The organism is Burkholderia sp. BCC1208 (assembly GCF_902833095.1).
GTDB lineage: Bacteria > Pseudomonadota > Gammaproteobacteria > Burkholderiales > Burkholderiaceae > Burkholderia.
Genome location: NZ_CADFDY010000004.1, coordinates 201058 through 222002 on the forward strand (window position 1 = coordinate 201058; position 20945 = coordinate 222002).

The 20945-nt window shown below is 62.2% G+C and carries 14 protein-coding genes and 2 pseudogenes; 8 read left to right on the plus strand and 8 right to left on the minus strand.

Annotation, left to right across the window (positions count from 1 at the left end):
• The first annotated feature begins 63 nt into the window (after positions 1-63).
• Positions 64-1833, plus strand: coding sequence for a hypothetical protein (locus HWX09_RS11220; protein WP_027783077.1), 1770 nt, complete (start codon positions 64-66; stop codon positions 1831-1833).
• 97 nt (positions 1834-1930) lie between these two features.
• On the opposite strand, the pseudogene HWX09_RS11225 reads toward HWX09_RS11220, so the two are convergent.
• The 4 genes and pseudogenes from HWX09_RS11225 to HWX09_RS11240 form a co-directional block, all read right to left on the minus strand.
• A pseudogene (locus HWX09_RS11225) lies at positions 1931-2506 on the minus strand (plasmid partitioning protein RepB C-terminal domain-containing protein); the annotation flags it as partial.
• A 281-nt stretch (positions 2507-2787) separates the two neighbouring features.
• Positions 2788-3807 carry an IS110 family transposase gene (locus tag HWX09_RS11230; RefSeq protein WP_027781481.1) on the minus strand — a complete coding sequence of 340 codons (1020 nt, stop codon included), beginning with the start codon at positions 3805-3807 and terminating at the stop codon, positions 2788-2790.
• A 155-nt stretch (positions 3808-3962) separates the two neighbouring features.
• Positions 3963-4946: pseudogene (locus tag HWX09_RS11235) on the minus strand (MDR family oxidoreductase).
• Between the two features lie 45 nt (positions 4947-4991).
• Positions 4992-5630, minus strand: coding sequence for a TetR/AcrR family transcriptional regulator (locus HWX09_RS11240; protein WP_027781583.1), 639 nt, complete (start codon positions 5628-5630; stop codon positions 4992-4994).
• Positions 5631-6177: 547 nt separating this feature from the next.
• Between HWX09_RS11240 and HWX09_RS11245 the strand changes: the two genes are divergently transcribed.
• Positions 6178-7635 carry a sugar porter family MFS transporter gene (locus HWX09_RS11245; RefSeq protein ID WP_230469047.1) on the plus strand — a complete coding sequence of 486 codons (1458 nt, stop codon included), beginning with the start codon at positions 6178-6180 and terminating at the stop codon, positions 7633-7635.
• On the plus strand, positions 7632-8708 hold the full coding sequence (locus tag HWX09_RS11250; RefSeq protein WP_027781581.1) for a LacI family DNA-binding transcriptional regulator: 1077 nt from the start codon (positions 7632-7634) through the stop codon (positions 8706-8708). Before HWX09_RS11245 ends, HWX09_RS11250 begins: the two co-directional genes overlap by 4 nt.
• Before the next feature lie 120 nt (positions 8709-8828).
• Here HWX09_RS11250 and iolB read toward each other — a convergent pair whose 3' ends face one another.
• From iolB to iolD, 4 genes are all read right to left on the minus strand, one after another.
• Entirely contained in the window at positions 8829-9626 is a 798-nt protein-coding gene (gene iolB / locus HWX09_RS11255; RefSeq protein WP_027781580.1) for a 5-deoxy-glucuronate isomerase, read from the minus strand.
• On the minus strand, positions 9623-11563 hold the full coding sequence (iolC, locus tag HWX09_RS11260; protein ID WP_034185245.1) for a 5-dehydro-2-deoxygluconokinase: 1941 nt from the start codon (positions 11561-11563) through the stop codon (positions 9623-9625). Before iolC ends, iolB begins: the two co-directional genes overlap by 4 nt.
• A 64-nt stretch (positions 11564-11627) precedes the next feature.
• Entirely contained in the window at positions 11628-12491 is an 864-nt protein-coding gene (locus HWX09_RS11265; RefSeq protein ID WP_027781578.1) for a sugar phosphate isomerase/epimerase family protein, read from the minus strand.
• Positions 12492-12561: 70 nt separating this feature from the next.
• Positions 12562-14511, minus strand: a complete 1950-nt coding sequence (iolD, locus tag HWX09_RS11270) for a 3D-(3,5/4)-trihydroxycyclohexane-1,2-dione acylhydrolase (decyclizing) (RefSeq protein WP_027781577.1) — start codon at positions 14509-14511, stop codon at positions 12562-12564.
• A 568-nt stretch (positions 14512-15079) separates the two neighbouring features.
• Here iolD and HWX09_RS11275 point away from each other — a divergent pair.
• The 5 genes from HWX09_RS11275 to HWX09_RS11295 all read left to right on the plus strand — a co-directional run bounded on the left by HWX09_RS11275 (position 15080) and on the right by HWX09_RS11295 (position 20875).
• Positions 15080-16099 (plus strand): Gfo/Idh/MocA family oxidoreductase, encoded by a 1020-nt coding sequence (locus HWX09_RS11275; protein WP_027781576.1) that lies wholly within the window; start codon positions 15080-15082, stop codon positions 16097-16099.
• A gap of 43 nt (positions 16100-16142) precedes the next feature.
• Entirely contained in the window at positions 16143-17123 is a 981-nt protein-coding gene (locus tag HWX09_RS11280) for a sugar phosphate isomerase/epimerase (protein ID WP_230469046.1), read from the plus strand.
• Between the two features lie 174 nt (positions 17124-17297).
• Entirely contained in the window at positions 17298-18824 is a 1527-nt protein-coding gene (locus HWX09_RS11285; protein ID WP_027781574.1) for a sugar ABC transporter ATP-binding protein, read from the plus strand.
• The gene (locus tag HWX09_RS11290) at positions 18824-19843 is read left to right on the plus strand and encodes an ABC transporter permease (RefSeq protein WP_027781573.1); all 1020 of its coding nucleotides are present in this window, start codon (positions 18824-18826) and stop codon (positions 19841-19843) included. Before HWX09_RS11285 ends, HWX09_RS11290 begins: the two co-directional genes overlap by 1 nt.
• A gap of 111 nt (positions 19844-19954) precedes the next feature.
• Complete coding sequence (locus tag HWX09_RS11295; protein WP_027781572.1) at positions 19955-20875, plus strand: sugar ABC transporter substrate-binding protein; 921 nt, start codon at positions 19955-19957, stop codon at positions 20873-20875.
• Positions 20876-20945: the final 70 nt, after the last annotated feature.

Consider the following 20945-nt stretch of genomic DNA (forward strand, 5'->3'; position numbering starts at 1 on the left):
GCCGGCCGCAATCGATCACACAACGGCAACCATCGAATTGAGACTCGCGCTATAGGAGACCATATGCCAGACCGCCTACTCATAACACAAAATGCACAATTTTACTTTCCGAAAGCAGAGTTGACAGATGACTCGATAGGCGCCCTGTTAGACGCCGCATCTCAAAATATCGAAAAGAATAGCAATTTTTTGATCGATGAATTTAGGCAAGTGCGCATCGTACCCAATACAGATTTCACGTACACGTATTCTGCAAGAGCATTTCCTTCGTTCCGTCCCGTCTATTTTTTGACTGAAGACTTCCAAGATACAATACATGCGTACATCGTCATAATTGAAATTGGAAAATACATATCGATCTTCAAAAAAAGCTGCACCAATATATCCGACAAGATCGACGAACATTTCAATGCGATTGATCACTCGCTTCTAACATCAACCTTTGACGACGACGAAGTTGAGTTTCAAAAGATTGCACTGCGCAATATGACGATATCAGAGCGCGCGATGCGAGCAAGATCATATGAGGCCGCCGATTTAAAAGGCCTACTGTCGACACATGCCGCCGGACGATCAATCCCCTATTTTCTGAAAATTCGCCAAGGCTCAAACTTAAAAACTATTTCCGCGAACTCCGGTCGAGTAGTCGAGGCCTCCGAACGAAAGAGGCTTGATGAAATCGCCCTTTGGGCAAAAGGTCAAGTTGACCTCATTGAAAATCCAAATACAAACAAGGCGTTTTTGGACTCCTTCGCAAAATTAGTCGATCTTAGCGAGGTACTAGCCGTCACCGAGCCTTCGGCCATTTTGATCGAGAGCGCGATGCTACACGACAGAATAATTAGAGAAAACATCCCTGCTTCCTATAAAACACGAAAGAAAAAATCGCTTTCACTAAACAAAGGCCGACTTGATCGAATCTTCAAAATTTTGGAGAAGGTGTATGAGGTCGACGGAGACCTGAAAGTAGTGGGTCACGAAAATACTTCAAGGCTCAGGAAAAACGAAAAATCAATCACATTCCTATCCATTCCCCTCCAGAGAATCAAGCTTACAGAGAACGGGAAGGATGTTTCTCTTCAGAAGTACATCATTAGGAACGGATTCTTTAGCATTTGTTTCGAGGATCCCAAGTACATGTATTTTATGGGGCGATGCTTTGAAGACTCATCCGGGATTTCCGAAATCGATAGCATACTAGACATTTTGATTGCCAAACCCGAGATCGCAAATGCCACTAGCGAAAAGGGTGAAATCAAATCGACCTCAACTGCATTCGATGCCAATTCAATGTTTGATATAGCAGAGACCATTCACGCTCATGACGATTACATTTTTTGTGATGATCTGGGTAATGAATGGGCTGATCATATTACTCTGAATAGTGCAGACTCATGCATTTGCTTTATCCATTCGAAGCACGGGGACGTTAGCCGATCCGCAAGCAAGCTTCATGACGTTGTTGGTCAAGGCATAAAAAATCTTGGCAACATGTATTTCTCAAAGGAACAATTCTCAAAGAAGGTCGACGAAAAATTCTCCAAGAGTTATTCCCAAGATACGGTACAGAGCGAAATTAGCCGAACCAGAAAAGGCGATTGCGCGGCAATTGACGACTACGTTAAACACCTCTTGCAAGACTATAAGCTTCACCGAAAAGCCATCCTATCATGCTCGTTTATATCAAAATCCGCCATTGAGATTGAATTCAATAAAATAAAAACCAAGCAGGCTGTTACGGGCAACATCATACAACTGCTGTGGATTCTGTCGTCTTTCGCGCATGCCGCGAAGGATATGAATGTCATCCCAATCATTTACTGCCAGGAATAAAGTGCGCGCGCCGACCGCCCCGTCTACAGGAGGGCATCGGTGCGCAAACTGATCAGTAAGCAGATTTTCGAATCAATTCTCCACCCACGACCGGAGTTCAGGCAGTGGGATCGAGGGCCGGCTGCTCTAAGGCAATCGTATCGACGACGGACTGGAGTTCGCATAGCAAGTCCGCCTGTTGGGCTTGCAAGTACTGGCGCACCGACTCGTTCTCAAGCAGCCTCGCAAGATAGCCCTTTGCGAGCACGAGGTTGAGCACGTCCTGTCCATAAGTCTGTTCGACCACCTTGTACTGTCCCTGCAGATTGCTCATCTCCCGTTCCATCTTCGCCATTTGCTCGGGGCTCACTCCGGCAAGCTTCCGCGGTTTCTTCCCTTCGACCAGCCGCGATGCCGGCGTCGCAACGAGCAACGCTTCAGCGTACGAGACAGACAGGTTGTTTGCGGCCACCATGAGCTCGACACATTCGACTTGCCGTGTGGGCTTCATCTTCCGCAGAGCTCGTGCGAGCTCCGGCGAAAACTGTCGGTCCTTCAGGAGCTCGGTCGCTTCAGCGCAAATCCCATCCAGCAATGCCATCCTCTTGATGATCTGAGACACATCTACCGACAGCGCCTTCGCCAACCGCTCCGGGGACACACCTCGTTCAACCGCCCGACGAATCATGAAGTGCTATATGAACGCGTCCCGTTTGCAACAGTTTTCTCGTGTTTCGACGGACAGGATGGGCTGCAGCTCTATATCCGGCCTTGATGCAGCTGGTGCAGCCGCTGCGGGCCCCTATGAAATTCGCTGACTCGCGCCTCATTCTCCTGGCGAGCTCGAAGCCCGTCACCTCATACAGGTTTAGCGAGTCCCGGTCCTACCTGGCTTGTCATCACACTCGATTGCTGCGCAACCTTTCGACGTTCACCCTGTGTTAAACGTTGATTTTCTACCTCGCGTGGCCGATTTCAGGCTGGCTTCACGCTCACGTAGTCCTTCCGGTACGGCCGCTCATGGGCCAGTACCGCCCAGATCGTCCGTGCCATCTTGTTGGCCAGTGCCACGATCACTACATTTGCTGGCCGCCGCTTCTTCATCTGCTCGACCCATGGGCCCGGCTCTTTCGCATGGTTCAACACGCTTCGCGCGCCGTGAATCAACAGCGTGCGCAGATAGGTGTCGCCCCTCTTGCTGATGCCGTGCAAGTTCACTTTGCCGCCCGAGCCCGTCTGCTTCGGTACCAAACCTGCCCACGCGGCGAATTCGCGTCCTGAGCGAAACGCCTTCGCGTCGCCCATCATCGCCACTGCCGCCGTCGACGTCAGCAAGCCCACGCCGGGTATCTCGCTGATCGCCGCAACGGCCTTGTCTTCCTTCTTCCATTCGCGCATCCGACGTTCGATCTCGGCAATCTGCTCGTCGAGCCTCGCCAACCCGTTCCACTGTTCACGCAACGTATCGATCAGCGCTGCCGGCAGGCGCTGCTCGAGCCGGTCAAGCGCGATGGGTATTTCCTGGTCCAGCTTCGCCCGGCCACGGCTCATCACCTCGCCGTACTCCGTCATCAGCCCACGCAATCCGTTGCTCTGCATCGTGCGGAACTTCACCAACTGCTCGCGCATCCGGTGCAGCGCCAGCATCGCCTGCTGCATTTCCGTCTTCACCGCCACTGGCCGGCCCGGCTGCTGCACCGCAAGCCAGATCGCTCGCGCATCCGCTGCATCGTTCTTGTTGCGGATGTTGAATGCCTTCACGAACTCCGCTGGCATCAGCCTGACCTCGTGACCCATTTGCCTTAGTTGTCGAGCCCAGTGGTGCGCACCGCCGCACGCTTCCATCCCGATCAGGCATCGCACACGGTTCGCGAAGTACTCGAGAAACTTCGCCCGTTTGATCGGTTTGTTCACGATTTCTCCAGTTGCCTGATCGACGTAATGCACCTGGAAAACCTGCTTGGCGATATCTACGCCCACGGTCATACTGTTCATCGTGGATCCTCCGGTTGCCGGGAAATGCATGCATTTTCCACCTGGGCACTTTGATGCCGTCGGCCCGTGAGGATCCACCCCTTCTTTCTGCTCTCACGGCTCCGGGTGGGACGCGTTCATTTCAATTCTCCTGGATAAAGTGGCACGAAGGGCGGTCAGGCATTGACGTCGACGACGATGCGGCCGCGCACCTTGCCGTCGATCAGTTCCGCGGCCAGCGGGATGGCGTCGGCGAGGCCGACCTAATGGCCGATGGCGCCCAGCTTCTCGACGTCGAGATCGGACGCGAGCCGGCGCCAGGCTTCCAGCCGTTCGGCGCGCGGGCACATCACGCTGTCGATCCCGACGAGCGTGACGCCGCGCAGGATGAACGGCGCGACCGTCGCGGGGAAATCCATACCCGCAGCGAGGCCGCAGGCCGTCACCACGCCGCGGTATCGCGTGGTCGCGCACACGTTGGCGAGGACGTGGCTGCCGGCCACGTCGACCGCGCCGGCCCATCGTTCCTTGCCGAGCGGCTTGCCGGGTGTGCTGAATGACGCGCGATCCAGAATGTCGGCCGCGCCGAGTTGCCGCAGGTAGTCGGCATCGGCCGGACGGCCCGTCACGGCGACGACCCGGTATCCGAGTTGCGCTAGGATCGCGGTGGCGACGCTGCCGACACCGCCTGCCGCGCCGGTCACGACGATCTCGCCGTCGTCCGGGCGCACGCCGTGCCGTTCCAGCGCCATCACGCACAGCATCGCGGTGTAGCCGGCCGTGCCGATCGCCATCGCCTGTTGCGGCGAAAACGCGGCGGGCAGCGGCACCAGCCAGTCGCCGTCGACCCGCGCCTTCTGCGCGAGGCCGCCCCAATGCGTTTCGCCGACGCCCCAGCCGTTCAGCACGACCTGGTCGCCGGGACGGTAATCCGCGTGCGTGCTCGCTTCGACTTCGCCGACCAGGTCGATGCCCGGCACCATCGGGAACCTGCGCACCACCGGGCTCTTGCCGGTGATCGCGAGCCCGTCCTTGTAGTTCAGCGTCGAATAGCCCACGCGGATCGTCACGTTGCCGGCGGGCAACTGCGCGTCGTCCAGCGTGTGCAGCCGCGCGTGCTGGCCGGTTTCGTCCTTGTCGATCACGATGCCCTGGAACATCCGTCCTCCTTTCTAGACCGATCGTCTAGTTAATGGCAAAAAAATTCAGCGGCGGGGTAATCCATTGAAGAAAAACCGAGCGAACAACGCCAGCGGCACGTCGCTGCGCTCCAGCTTCGCGCGCAGCACGGCGCCTTCCCAGCCGATCCAGAAAAACGCGGCCAGCTCGGCCGGTTCCGCCGAAGCGGCCAGTTCGCCGGCTTGCTGCGCGGCGGCCAGGCAATCGGCGAGGCGACGTTGCCAATCTTCGAACGTCGCGCGCAGCCGTGCGCGGAAGCTTTCGGGCAGCGCGCCCATTTCCTGTCCGAGATTGCCGATCAGGCAGCCGCGGCTGAACGCGTAGCGGGCCATGCCGTCCCGCGCGTCGTCGACGAACGCCTGCACGCGCTGCAGCGGCGCGTGCGCCGTATTGCCGAAATGGCGGTCCAGCTTGCGCGCGAAGAAATCGGCGTAGCGGTCGATCAGTTCGAGGCCGAACGCTTCCTTGCTGTCGAAGTAGTGATAGAAGGAGCCCTTCGGCACGCCGGCGCGCCCGAGGATCTCGTCGAGCCCGGTGGCCGAGAAGCCCTTTTCGGTGAGGATCTCGAGGCCGGTGCGCAACAGCATGTCACGCGTGGCGACGAGGTCCTCGTGCTGTTTCGGTGGCCTGCCGCGGCGGCGGGGCTGATCGGTTCGAACGTCCATGGGCGAATAATAGACCGTTCGTCTCAAAAATCAATGGGCGGAGCGTCATTTATGAAACCGCGTTCGGCGTGCAGCCACTAAAGGCGACGCAGGTGCGTACGGTGCGCCGATTGAAGGGGTGGCGGTGCCCTCCCCATTTCCGACCGGGTGCCATGAGCCATCACCATGCGATGTATTGCCAACGATCTTGCGATCCATACCCAGTCGAGCGGCGATGGCCGAAACACTCTGCTGATGCAGTTCCAGAGTCGTCATCACTTCCTCCAACTCGAATGGCCGCGACCCGAAGCTGGAACGCAGCGGTAGAACTGGGCAGGCAGTTCACGTCACGGCATCATTGACCAAAAATGGTCAACGGTCGCGTTGCACGTCCATGCCGCTTTGTCTACGGTTAAGTCTCCCTTGGCGTCCGGCACGATGACCGCCGTCGGCCCGGCGAATGACCGGTTCGACGTGGAGGCTCACGGGCTTGTGCTGCATTGGCGCTGCCCGAGCCGCGGCACAGGCAGCGATTGCAGCCGGGACGATGCGATGAAACATACAAATCATGGAGACACTGATGCAGGAAGTTTGTGAGACGCTCACGTCCGCCGAACCCGCTTCGTCCTCGGCGGCCCAGCCCGCTCAGGCGCGCCGGTCGATGCGGTTCATCGCGATGATCGCGACGCTCGGTGGCCTGCTGTTCGGTTATGACACCGGGGTCATTAATGGGGCGCTGGCATACATGACCCAGGATCTCGGGCTGACACCGCTCACCGAGGGGCTCGTCACCAGTTCGCTGCTGCTCGGCGCCGTGCTCGGCTCCGTGGCCTCGGGCCTGGTAGCGGACCGCTATGGGCGGCGGATGAGCATCATGCTCCTGGCGGTCCTGTTCCTCGGTGGCGCGTTGTCCAGTACCTTCGCCTCGACCGTCGACTTGCTCATTGCCTCGCGATTCGTGCTGGGCATCGCGGTCGGCGGGGCGTCGATCTGCGTGCCGACCTACCTGGCCGAATTGGCGCCCGCGCATCGCCGAGGACAGATCATCACGCAAAACGAGTTGATGATCGTGTCCGGGCAAATGATCGCGTTCATCGTCAATGCGGTGATCGGTAGCTTGTGGGGCAGCGAGCATGGCGTCTGGCGCTGGATGCTCGCCGTCGCGACGCTGCCGGCGGTCGGATTGTGGTTCGGCATGCTGGTGATGCCGGAAAGCCCGCGTTGGCTGGCGTCGAAGGGCAAGCTGCACGCGGCCTGGAAGGTGTTGCAACAGGTGCGCGACACGCAGGCCGCGCGGCACGAATTCGATTCGATTCGCCACGCGGAGCAGCGCGACACCCATCCGGTCCGTCGTAACGGACCGGGCTTGTCGGCGCCTTGGGTCCGGCATGTCTTTTGGGTTGGGATCGGGATTGCCATCGTCATGCAGGCGACCGGCGTCAATTCGATCATGTTCTACGGTACGCAGATCCTGACGAGTTCGGGCTTCGGACGGGAGACGGCGCTGATCGGCAACGTCGCGAACGGCGTGATTTCGGTCGCGGCGACCCTGGTCGGCATCCAGGTGCTCGGCAGGCTCGGGCGCCGGCCGATGTTCCTCATCGGGCTGAGCGGCACGACGCTGTCCTTGCTGACGATCGGTCTCTTTTCCCTGTTCTTGCCCGTTTCCTTTCTGCGCGCTGGCCTGATTCTGGCCGCCATGGCCTGCTTTCTGGGCTTCATGCAGGCGCTGATCGCGCCGGTGTGCTGGGTGCTGCTGGCCGAACTGTTTCCGCTGCATATCCGCGGCTTCGCGGTGGGTGTCGCCGGTTGCGTGCTGTGGATGGTCAATTTCGTGCTCGGCCTGAGCTTCCCGTCGCTGGTCGCCTACGCCGGCATTTCGAGCACCTTCTTCGTATTCTTTGCCATCGGCTTGATGTCGATTGCGTTCATCTGGCGCAACCTGCCCGAAACGCGGGGGCGCAGCCTCGAGGAGATCGAAGCGCATTTCCGCGGCTTGTACGGCGACACGGAGCAGGCACGATGAGCGAGGACTCGGTTGTGACACCAGCCGGCACGAGGCGCAAGCGCGACGCCCGGTTCGTCGAGATCGCGGCCGAGGCCGGCGTCAGCGAGGCCACGGTCAATCGGGTCCTCAACGAGCGGGGCAGCGTATCGGAATCGGCGCGCGAGCGGGTGATCGCGGCGGCACGCCGGCTAGGCGTGCGCCGCGTGCTACCGGATTGCCGGCACGGGCTGATTCATATCGACGTGCTCCTCTCTCACGGCGACACGCCGTTTTTTCGCCGCCTGAACGCGGCATTGCAGCGTTCGGCCCAGATACTCGATAAACGCATCGTTCTGCATCGGTTGATTCTTCCCGAATCGGATCGGGCGGTGGTCGATGCTATCGGCAATTGCCGCTACCGCAGGGCCGGCATGATCATCACGACGCGCGACACCGCGCCCGTGCGCGCGGCGTTGAGCGATGCGATCGCCGAGGGCGAAAAGGTGGTGACGCTGATGACCGACATCAGCGAGATTGCGCGTACCCACTTCGCGGGGATCGACAACGTTGGCGCCGGCCGCACCGCAGGCTACTTCATCGGGCGGCTCGCCAAGCGGGCCGGGCGCGTGCTCAAGCTTTGCGGAAGCCGCAGTTTCGGCGCGCATCGCGACCGGATCGCCGGTTTTCGCGCGGCGCTCGAGGGGGCCGAAACCGAGCTCGAGTATCAGGGCGTCGAAATCGAGACGCTCGACAATGCCGATGCGTGTTATCGCGCCGTATTGCCGGCGCTGAAGCAGGGGGACCTGGTCGGCATCTACAACAGCGGTTACGGTTCGGCGGGCATCGCCGCAGCGCTCAGGGAATTCGATGTGGCCGGCAAGGTGGTGTGGGTCGGTCACGAGATGCTGGACGAGCATCGTGTCTATATCGACGAAGGCACGATGGATATCGTGATCGACCAGAATCCCGACGCACAGGTGATTTCCGCGTTGCAGCACATGCTGTACGGTTGCGGGGTGCTCGAGGCCACGCCGCCGGGCGGCCCTGTCGAGTTCGGTGTGTTCTGCGCCGCGAATGTGCGGCGCAGCCCTTATCTTTCCCCACACGACTGAGCGGCCGCGACACGTGCGCACAGGGCGGCCCATGGCCGAACCGCATTGCCGACAGTCGTCTGCCGTTGTCCGCCACGCATGCCAGCCGGCCCGCAAGGGCCGGCGTCACATCCCGGGCGACTACTTCGTCAGCATCCATTCATGCGCCGGATCGTTGCGGAAGTGCCAGACCCGCTTCGGTCCCGCCATCACGTTCAGGTAGTAGCTGCGATAGCCATGCGGTGCGACCACCGGGTGATAGCCTTTCGGCACCATCACGACGTCGTGATTCTCGACCGCATAGGCTTCGTCGATATCGCGCGAATCGGTGTAGACACGCTGGAATGCGAACCCCTGCTCCGGGTCGAGCCGATGGTAATAGGTCTCTTCCAGCACGCTTTCGGCCGGGATTGCATCGACGTCATGCTTGTGCGGCGGATAGCTGGACGCGTGGCCGGCTGGCGTCACCACCTCGACCACCAGCAGTCCTTCGGCCGGTTCCGTTTGTGGAAGGATGTCGCAGACGTAGCGAGTATTGGTGCCGCTGCCGCGTACCGAACGCGCGATCGACGCGGGCTCGATCAGGCGGGCGTCGTATCGGCCGGTGGCGGGCGCCGTGCAGAGCGCGATTTCGGCCGCGTCGGCAGCGTCGATCGACACGTTGCGACCCGGCGGCACATAGGCCGCATGGGGCGAGCGGTCCTCGAACACGCTGCGTCGTCCGCCGATGTCGCGCCAGACCCGATCACCGGTCGTGAGCGTCACGGTGCCGGTCAGCACCACGATGCAGAGTTCATCGCCGCCGGTGTCGACCTCGAACCGCTCGCCAGCCGCGAGCCGTTTGGCGGCGAAACCGACGTGGCGCCAACCGGCGCTGGCCGGCGTGACCGTGACGATATCGCGCCCGCTTGCACGCCCCTTGATCAGCAGATTGCTCATGCTGCCTCCTGTTGTGGCCGAGCCTGACGCCAGACGCGAATCAGTGTCTCGAACGACACGCGCACGCGGCGTATCACCTCGCGGTCGTCGATCTCGCCGGCGAACCAGGCGCGACTCGGCTCGTAAAAGATTGAGCGGCCGACCGTGAAACCGCGGCAGGTCCGGCTGGCGGCAGCGTCGATGAAGCCTTGCACGAGCGTTTCGAGCGGTGCGTTCAAGCCGAGAAGCACGACGCCACGGCAATATGGATCGTGCGCTTCGATCAGCGCGTCGATGCGGCGCCAGGTTTCAGCCGGCATCGATTCGAGTTTCCACCAGTCGGGCTCGATGCCGAGATCGTAGAGGCGTTCCAGCGCGCGGACCACGACGTCCTGCGATGCGGGGCGATCCTTGGGCGGGATCACTTCCAGCAGCAGTTCGTGACCGCTGACCGATACCGCCTGCTGGAGCGCCTGCAACTGCGCTTCCTGTTCGAGCCGATGTTCAGGGGCATCGTCGGGGTGGTACTGAACGAGGCACTTCACGATATGCTCGCGCGGCCAGGACAGCAGCGCCGACCCGATCGACCGTCCGTGTTCGAAGCGCAGCGGGTTCGAACCCGGCAGTTCGACAGGGCGACCGATCCACCAGTTGCGGCCGGTGGCGGCATTGAGCGCATCCTGACCGAAGCGGTCGTCGATCAGCACGGCCATCTTGCCCTGGCCGCCGATTTGGGCCTCGGTCTCGGCGACGGCTTCGACAAAGAGCTGCTTGAGCGTGCCGATCTTCCGTTCGTCGGCGCCGGCTTGACGCGCCAGGTCGGCGAGCTGGTCGCGGTGGTCGAACGCAAAGCCGAGCACCTCGTCCCATGGCTTGCGGTTCGGGCTGACGCGATGCAGGCGGTTCAGCGCAGGGTCACGGTCGGGCCGGCCCATGCGGGCCGAATTCGCGAGGAAATAGTCGAGTTCGGCCGTCGTCGGCATGGCCGGTGCACAAGCGTGGCGCGAGACCACCAGCGCGCCGCAAGCATTGGCGTACGCGCAGCAGCGGGTTTCATCGGCGCCGGTCAGCCAGCCCTTGAGGAAGCCGGAGATGAAGGCGTCGCCGGCGCCGAGCACGTTCAGCACCTCGACTTGCACGCCGCCATGCAAGCGGCCGTCGTCGATGCTCGCCGGAATCCCCCCGTCGAGTATCGTGCAGCCGAGCGGGCCGCGCTTGACCACCAGAGTGGCGGGCGTGGCCTCGCGAACGACGCGCAGTGCAGCCATCAGATCGTCATGGCCGCCGGCGATGCGGAATTCCTCTTCGGTGCCGACGATCAGGTCGAACATCGGCAGGATGCCGCCCAGGTGGCGGCTGACGCTGCCATCCGCGATGAAGCGCGTCTCGCCGTCCGCCTTCCCGGTGAGGCCCCACAGCACGGGCCGGTAATCGATGTCGAGCACGGTGCGGACATCGTGACGTCGCGCGTAATCGAGCGCCTTCATGCTGGCGCGATGGACACGCTCGGTCGAGAAATGCGTACCGGTGATCAGCAGGGCGCGGCTCGACGCGATGAACGATTCGTCGATGTCCTGCTCGTCGATTGCCATGTCGGCGCAATTCTCGCGATAGAACACCAGCGGAAACGTGTCGCGATCCTTGAGGCCGAGCAGGACCAGCGCGGTCAGGCGCTCCGGGTCGATGCGGATCTGGCTGACGTCGCAGCCCTCCTGCTTGAGCGCGTCGAGGAGAAACCGGCCCATATGGTCGTTGCCGACCCGCGAGAGCATCGCCGATTTCAGCCCGAGCCGGGCCGTGCCGAAGGCAATGTTGGCGGACGACCCGCCAAGGTAGCGGGCGAAGCTGGTGACGTCCTCGAGGCGGGCGCCGACCTGCTGGCCGTAGAGATCGACGGCGAGCCGTCCCAGGCAGATCAGGTCGAACTGGCGTTCGGACGCGAGCGTCGGTGTATGCACGATGAGTTCCTGTCGTCTTGAGTCTGAGCGAATAAGCGAATGAGCGGATGAGCGGTGCCGGACGTCAGGCGAGGCCGAGGCCGCGCTTGACGGTATCCAGCATCATCCGGCTCGATTCGTCGGCCCGGTCTTCCCAGGCGAACACGGCCACGGTCGCGATGCCGTCGAAGCCGATCTCGCGAATCTTCGAGAAGAACGTGTCCCAGTCGATTTCGCCCTGGCCGATGTCGAGGTGCTGGTGCACGGTGGCTGTCACGCCGGGGGGATTCACGATGTAGCGCAGGTTCGAGGACGCGCGATGGTTGTAGGTGTCGGCGATGATCAGGTGCGTGAGCTTCGGCCTCGCATATTCGAGCATCGCGGCGATGTCGCCGACGCCGTCGTCGTAGAAATAGGTGTGCGGCACCGCGTAGAGATAGTTGAGCCAGGGTTTGTCGAGGCCACGGACGATATCGACGGATTCGTTGTTGCGCTCGCAGAAGTCGTACGGATGCGCCTGGATGTCGAGGCTGATGCCTTCGCGCTCGAACACGGGCATCAGTTCCTCCATCGAGCGCATGAACTGGTTCTCGCTGGCGAGCGCATGGTTCGACTGGCCGCTGAATTCCGTGTTCATCAGAGGGCATTCCATTTCGACTGCCACCTGGATCGCGCGTTTCCAGTTGCGCACAGCCGCCTCGCGCAGCGACTCGTCGGGGCTTGCCCAGTGATACAGCGGCAGCAGCGACGACAACTGCACGCCGGTGTCGCGCAGCGCGGCTTTGAATTCCTGAATGCGCGCCTTGTCGACGCGTGGATATTTGTAGAACGGCAGGAAGTCTTCGCGCGGCGACAGTTCGATATAGCTGTAGCCGAGTTCGGCGACTTTCTCGACCATCTTCGGCAGCGGCAGATGGCGGTACATGTAGGGATCAAGTGCGATACGCATGTCGGTTCCTCGTGAAAAGGGCGGAATGACGCGGCAGGGAGCGCGCCCCGCATCGGGTGGTTCGGTCGAATCAGTAGCGCCGGGCGGTGGCGAGTGCGGTCTTCATCCGTTCGGCGGCGCGCTCGACGCGCTCGCTGGTTGAAACTTCCGGCACGCCCACGTGCCACCACGAGCCGTACTTGTGCACCATCGTCTTGGGGAGGACCTTGATGTCGATGAGGGTGGACACGCGCTGCGTGCGGGCATCGGCGAGCGCGGCCTCCAGTTCGTCGACGTTGCGCACCGTGTAGGTCTTGCAGCCGTAGGCCGCCGCATTGGCGGCGAAATCGACGGGCACGAATGCACCGTCGAGCCGGCCGGTGTCGGCATTGCGGCGCCGGAATTCGGTGCCGAAGCTGCCCATACCGTGTTCCATCTGCAGGTTGTTGATGCAGCCGAAGGTCATGTTGTCGAACAGCAGGACGTTGATCTTGCGGCCTTCCTGGATCGACGTGACGAGTTCCGAGTGCAGCATCATGTATGACCCGTCGCCGACGAACGCGAACACGTCCTTCTCGGGTTGCGCGAGCTTGACGCCGAGTGCGGCGTTGACTTCGTAGCCCATGCAGGAATAGCCGTATTCGACGTGATAGCTGTCCTCACCCTTGGCCCGCCAGATGCGCTGCAGGTCCCCGGGCAGGCTGCCGGCGGCGGCCACCACCACGTCGCGTTCGGTCAGCTTGCGGTCGAGCACGCCGAGCACACGCGACTGGGTCAGCGACGAGCCGGTCATGCGCGCGAATTCGTCGAGCACCGCGCGATCGAGGTGATCGTCGATTTCAGGTACGAAATGCTCGGCGCCGTAAGTCACGGCAAACAGGCGTTCTTCTTCCGCACGCAGGCGGCCGATTGCCTGTGCGATCTCGTCGCGATAGCCGTGCCGGCCGTCGCGCGGGTAGCCGGCGCCGTCCAGCGCGGCGGCGAGCGCGCTCAGGCCGGTCTTTGCGTCGGCCTGGATCGACAAGCCGTCGAGTTTGCCGGCGTCGAAGCCGTTGAGGTTGAGGTTGACGAACCGCACCTCGGGATCCTGGAACAACCATTTCGATGCGGTCGTGAAATCGGTGTAGCGCGTGCCGACGCCGATCACGAGGTTCGCGCGGCGCGCGATCTCGTTGGCTGCCAGCGAGCCCGTTTCGCCGATGCCGCCGAGGTTGAGCGGATGATCCCAGGGCAGCGCGCCCTTGCCGGCCTGCGTATGCGCGACCGGAATGTCGAAGCGCTCGGCGAAGCGGCGCAGCTCGGCGGCGGCGCCGGCGTAGCGCACGCCGCCGCCGCAGATCAGCAGCGGGCGGGTGGCCGGCGCGATCAGGGCAGTGGCACGCGCAATCGATTCCGGCGCGGCGGGGCGACGGTCGATGTAGTGCACGCGCTCGGCGAGGAAGCTTTCCGGATAGTCGTAAGCCTGGGCCTGCACATCCTGCGGCAGCGCAAGGACCACCGCGCCGGTGTCGGCCGGATCGGTCAGCACGCGCATCGCGTTGAGGCAGGCGCTCATCAGTTGCTCGGGACGCACGATGCGATCCCAGTACTTGCTGACCGCACGGAATGCGTCGTTGGTGCTGATCGACAGGTCGTGCGTCTGCTCGATCTGCTGCAGCACCGGGTCCGGCTGCCGCCCGGCATGCACGTCGCCCGGCAGCAGCAGCAACGGAATGCGGTTGGCGCTGGCGGTCGCGGCGGCCGTCACCATGTTGGCCGCGCCTGGGCCGACCGACGAGGTACACGCATAGATCTGCCTGCGGCGCCGTTGCTTGGCGAAGCCGATCGCCGCGTGCGCCATGCCCTGTTCGTTGCGGCCCTGATGCACGACGAGCCGGCCGGGATCCTGCTCGAGCGCTTGGCCGAGGCCCAGTACGTTGCCGTGTCCGAAGATCGTGAAGATGCCCTTGACGAACTTGATGCGCTCGCCGTCGATCTCGACATACTGATTGTCAAGAAAGCGTACGAGTGCCTGCGCCATCGTTAGCCTGATATGACCCATGAATGATCCGTGCAGTGGAAAGGGATGAATGCAGGGAGGCAACGCGAGGCGATATCGGCGCGCCGCGCCGACGCCATCGCTTCGCCTGCGAGCGCAAATGCGCGGCGGGCAGGGACGTGTCTCCAGCATTGTTTTCGCGGCGCAAGCGTGGAACCAACCGGCTCGGCTCGTCGCGTCGGCTACGTCGCGTTCGTCAATAAATTACGAGGTCCGGCGCTTGCTCATCAACAGAAAGATTGACCATTTATGGTCATTGGGCAGGGGCTGTTCGATGCTCATGTCATGACCATTTATGGTCACGAATGTTGTTGCAGCGGCATCGTGCGTCTCTAAACTTCGATACCGAACAATCGAATGAGGTCTCGAGACTCACGGTCCAAAACGGCCGTGAGAGAACCGATCGAGCCGCCGGAGACATGAATCGACCGCATCCGCTTGCTGCGCAAGCGCCGCCGGCCCTGGCCATCGCTCCCGTACTCGTCTCGTTCGTTTGAACCTCTGCCGGTCGGGCATGACATGCACGCATTTCGACAAGCAGGTCAACTGAAAATATTTAGGAATTCGATATATGAGCAAGAAGCTTCGTATCGCGGTAGTCGGGGCCGGTCTGATGGGAGCCGATCATGTCGACCGCATCGCACGTCGCATCGTCGGCGCCGAAGTCTCGGCCGTGGTGGATATCGACGCAGCCCGTGCCCGTGCCGTCGCTGACAAGGCGCCGGGGGCCGTGGCGGTGGCGGGGATCGAGCAGGTTCTGGCGGATCGCCTGGCCGATGCGGTCGTTATTGCCACCCCCGGCTTCCTGCACGAAGCCACGCTGCTGCAGGTGCTGTCCGAGGGGCTGCCGATCCTGTGCGAGAAGCCGTTGACGCCCGACGCGCAATCGTCCTGGCGCGTCGTCGAAGCCGAGGTGAAGCTCGGGCGCAAGCTGATCCAGGTCGGCTTCATGCGCCGCTTCGACGCCGAATACCGGCAACTGCGCGAGCTGATCGCTACGCGACGGCTCGGCGATACGCTGATGCTGCATTTTTCGCATCGCAACGCCGCCACGCCGGCAAGCTTTACGAGCCAGATGCTGGTGAACGATTCCGTGGTGCACGAGTTCGACGGCATCCGCTTCCTGACCGGCGATGAAATCGCGTCGGTGCAGGTCCGGCTGGGCCGCCCGACGCGACATGCGCATCCGGGGCAGCACGATCCGCAGCAGGTCCTGATCGAAACGGTGAGCGGCGTGCTCGCCGATGTCGAGATCTTCGTCAACGCGCGCTTCGGCTATCAGGTGGCCACGCAGGCGGTGTTCGAGGACGGCATCGTCAACATCGGCAACGACGGCGGCCCGTACGTGCGCAGCGCCGGGCAGTGGGGCGGGTCGGTCACCCCGACCTTCGTCGAGCGATTCAGCGCTGCGTTCGATCTCGAGGTGCAGACGTGGGTCGATGCCGCGCGCAACGGCACGATCGACGGGCCTTCCGCCTGGGACGGCTATGCCACGGCGGCGTGCTGCGAAGCGGGCGTAGCGGCCCAACGCAGCGGCGAGAAAGTTGCCGTGACGCTGAACGAGAAACCGGCGCTTTACCGCGACGCCTGACGTCGCACGGATATGTTTCACCGAGGCGCGCCGGTACGTTTCGGTGCGCCGGACCTCACCACCAAGACAGTCGGATAACCCCATGAAACTTTCGTTCTGCACGGACAGCCTCGGCCACCTGCCGTATGAAGCGATGCTCGACACGCTGTGTGAAATGGACGTCTTCGGTGTGGAAATGACCTCGGGCGGATGGTCGTCCGCGCCGCATCTCCGCACCGACGAACTGCTGGCCGACGCGAGCAAGCGTCGCGCGTTGCTTGCCGCGTTGGAGAGCCGCGGCATGGAAATCGCCGCGCTGAACGTGTCGGGCAATCCGCTCGATCCGGGCGCGCTCGGCGTGAAGCACAAGGCCGACATGGAAAAGGCGATCCGCCTTGCTGGCGAACTCGGCGTCCGCAAGATCGTCGCGATGAGCGGCCTGCCGCCGGCCAGCCCCGAGGATCGCGTGCCGAACTGGATCACCTATACGGTGAGCTGGCCGGCGACGCTCAAGGGGTGCCTCGACTATCAGTGGAACGACGTGGCGATTCCGTACTGGAAATCGCTGGTTGCCCAGGCGCGCGAATCGGGCGTTGAGAAGTTTGCGTTGGAAAACTTCAGCGCGATGCTGGTCTGGAATCCGGAAACGCTGTTCCGGCTGCGCGACGCGGTCGGTCCGATGGTCGGCCTTAACCTCGATCCGAGCCACCTGATGTGGATGGGCGCCGATCCGATCGCTGCGGCCCGCGCCCTCGGCGACGCAATCCATCATGTACACGGCAAGGACGCGCGCCTCGAACGCGGCATGGTGGACGTCAACGGCCTGCTCGAAACGAAGCGGGTCGAGGATGTCGGCCGGCGCGCGTGGAATTACGTGGCGGTCGGTTGCGGCAAGGACCTCCAGTGGTGGAAGGAGTTCTTCTCGGTGGTGCGCATGACCGGCTACAACGACTGGGTTTCGCTCGAGATGGAAGACATGACGATGTCGGTTGAGGCCGGTATCGCCACGTCGATCGATGCACTGAAGCAGACCATCAGCCGCTAGCCAGTCTCGGCCCGGCAAGGCCCTGCGCACGCGACAGACCAAGAAACACAACGGAGACAGGCATGCGGGGCGCCACCGGCGCGCCGCGGCGGAACCGTCCATGCGCAGCGTCGCGCGGACGTCTCGCCGTCATGCCATCGGGCCGGCCTCGGCCGGCCCAGGAGGAGCAGCCACATGGCTAGCGAAGAACCGCAATACGTGCTCGAGATGCAGGACGTATCGAAGGCATTCCCAGGCGTGCTCGCGCTCGACCGAGTCAGCCTCAGGGTGCGTGGGGGCACCACGCACGTGCTGGTCGGCGAGAACGGCGCCGGCAAATCGACGCTGATGAAGATCCTGTCCGGCGAGCATCGCGTCGATTCGGGCGAGATCCGCTTCAAAGGCGCGCCGTATCGTCCCGCCGGTACGAAGGCGGCGCTCGAGACCGGCGTGGCGATGATCCACCAGGAACTGAGCCCCGTTCTCGACATGTCGATCGCCGAGAACATCTTTCTCGGTCGCGAGCCGACCTATGGGGCGTTCGGTGCACTGTCGCGCGGGATGATCGATTTCCGGCGCATGGAGCGCGATACGCAAGCGTTGCTCGATCGCCTCGGGCTCGAGTACACGCCACGCCAGAAGATGCGCGAACTCAGCGTGGCAGGCATGCAGCTGATCGAAATCGCGAAGGCGATTTCGCGTCGGGCATCTGTCGTCATCATGGACGAACCGACCTCGGCGATCAGCGACACCGAGGTCGGCATGCTGTTCGAGCAGATTCGAGACCTGAAGTCGCGCGGTGTCGCGATCATCTACATCAGCCACAAGATGGACGAGATCTTCCGGATCGCGGACGACATCACGATCATTCGAGACGGCCGCTACGTGGAGTCGGGCCACGCCAGCGACTACGACGAGAGCCGCCTCATCGCGGCGATGGTCGGCCGGCCGATCTCGAGCATCTTCCCGAAGCTCGACGCGCCGATCGGCGAAACCGTGTTCGAGTTGCGCAACGCGACGCGCCATGGCGTGTTCTCGAACATCGGTTTCAGCGTGCGGCGCGGCGAGATCGTCGGGCTGGCCGGGTTAATTGGTGCGGGGCGGACGGAAGTGGTGCGCGCGATATTCGGGCTTGATGCGCTGGACGACGGCGAGATTGTTCTCGAGGGTATGCCGTTGCGGATCAAAGGCACAGGCAGCGATGTCGCGATCCGCAACGGGATCGCGATGGTATCCGAGGATCGCAAGGGCGAAGGGCTCGTGCTGTGCCGCTCGGTGATGGAAAACATCTCGCTCGCGAACCTGAAGGGTTTCTCTCGGTGCGGCTTTCTCGACGTGCGCCGCGAGCGCGCCGAGGCCACGCGGATGCGTGAGATGCTGAAGATCAAGACCGCGGACCTGCTGACCGTTACCGGCAATCTCAGTGGCGGCAACCAGCAGAAGATCGCTATCGCGAAATGGCTACTGCGCGACCTGAAGGTGCTGATCCTCGATGAACCGACGCGCGGCATCGACGTCGGCGCGAAATCCGAAATTCACCGTCTGATGTCGCAGTTCGCGCAGCAGGGGCTGGCCATCATCATGATCTCGTCCGAACTGCCGGAGATTCTCGGCATGAGCGACCGTGTGATCGTGATGCGCGAGGGCAGGGTGGCCGGCGAGCTGAGCCGGGGTGAGGCCTCGCAGGAACGAATCATGAAACTGGCAACCGGAGGTCAATGATGTTGGACAGCATGCAGGAAAATTCGATGCAGCCGCGCGCCGGCATCATGGCCTGGCTGAAGGGCGCGAGCCCGGCCGAGATTTACCGCAAATACGGCACGATGCTGATCTTCATCGGCATCGTGGTGCTCGCTTCGCTGGTCAGCGATGCGTTCCTGACCGTTCCGAACCTGACCAACGTGTTGCGGCAAGTGGTGGTCGTCAGCCTGCTCGCATGCGGTGTGACCTTCATCATCATTCTCGGGCAGATCGACGTGTCGCTGGGCGCGGTCGTGGCCCTGACAGGCACGATCGCGGCGAGCGTGATGTCGCTTACCGGCAGCATCGCACTGGCGATAGCGGCCGGGCTGGCGATGGGAGTGGTGGTCGGCTTCGTCAACGGCTTCATCGTCACGACGTTCGGCATTCCATCGTTCATTACCACACTCGCGATGACGACAGTGGCGCGCGGCGGCATCCTGCTCTATACCGGCGGCGCGCCCGTCAGCGACCTGGGCGATTTCACCGTTATCGGCCAAGACTCGGTCGGACCGGTGCCGATCTCGGTACTGATCCTGATCGCCGTGCTCGCGGTGTCGTGGGTGCTGCTGAATCGCACGCGCTTTGGCCGTTATGTCTATGCAACCGGCGGCAACACGCGCGCCGCGCTGGCCTCCGGTATCAATACGCGACGCGTCACGACGATGGCTTTCGTCTACAGCGGCGTGCTGACCGCGATCGCCGGCATCGTGCTGATGTCGAGGATCAACTCGGGCCAACCGGCTGGCGGCGTTGGCTACGAGTTCGATGCGATCACGGCTGTGGTGGTGGGCGGCACCAGCCTGATGGGCGGGACCGGCACGATCATGGGTTCGATGATCGGATCGCTGATCATCGGCGTGATCAACAACATCCTCAACCTTCTGAACGTCAGCTCCTACTGGCAGCAGATCGCCAAGGGGCTGATCATCGCGGCCGCCGTGATTCTGGACGTCAAGACCAAGAACGGTCGCGGCAAGCGCGTACGGCGTCCGGCCTGAGATCGGAACCGGACGAGCCGGATCTCCGGCAAGCAGTGAAGCAGCAAGCGAAGCATTTGCAGAAAAGTCGATGTTCAACCTGCAGCAGGTCAGACAACAACGGAGGAGCGTATGAAGGTTTGGAAACAAGTAGCGGTGGCGGTATTCGGGTTGGTGGTGCTGGCGGCATCGGCCAACGCAGCCGACAAGAAATTCGTGATCGGTTACACGAATCTTGCCGACACCGATGTGTTCACGATGAGCCGGAAGACGGCCTTTGCAGATGCGGTCAGGGCGGACCCGAACGTGAGCGTGGTCTACACCGATGCGAACGGCGACGTGAGCCGCCAGCTCGACCAGATCGACAACTTCATCGCGCAGAAGGTCAACGTGATCATGATCGTGCCGGTTGACTATCGCGGCATCGTTCCCGGGGTCGAGCGTGCCAACAAGGCCGGCATCCCGGTGATCGCGCTGGGCATCCAGTCCGCTGGCGGCAAGTACACGTTCGTCGGTTCGAAAAACTACGATGCTGGACGTCTGCAGGCCGAGTACTTTGATTCGGTCCTGCCGAAGAACGCGCAGATCCTCTACCTGCAGGGCACCCCCGGCCTTTACCACTCAAAGGAGCGCCTGGCCGGTTTCGTGCAGACGCTGGCCAAGCGCCCCGACGTCAAGATCCTGTCGAACCTTCCGGCCGACTATGATCGCGCACAGGGCATGAAAGTTACCGAAGACTGGGTGCAGCGGTATCCGAAGTTCGATGCAATCGTCGCCGCCAACGACCAGATGGCGCTTGGCGCGCTGGAAGCGCTGAAGACGGCAGGGCGGCTCAAGGGTGTGGCGATCTCCGGCGTCGACGGCACCACGGACGCGATGCGGGCGATCAAGGCGGGCGAGATGTCCCAGACCATCTTCCAGAACGCGAAGGGCCAGGCACAGGCCGCATACCTGGTTGTCGAAACGCTCAAGAGCGGCAAGCCGGCCCCCGCCGAAGTGATCGTACCGTTCGAATCCGTCACCCGTAACAACGTGGGGAATTACCTCAAGTAGGCAGGTCGGCCGGCGTATGACCAATATGCGTCGGCGTATGAATAAAGACGAGAAAAACATAAATAACTTA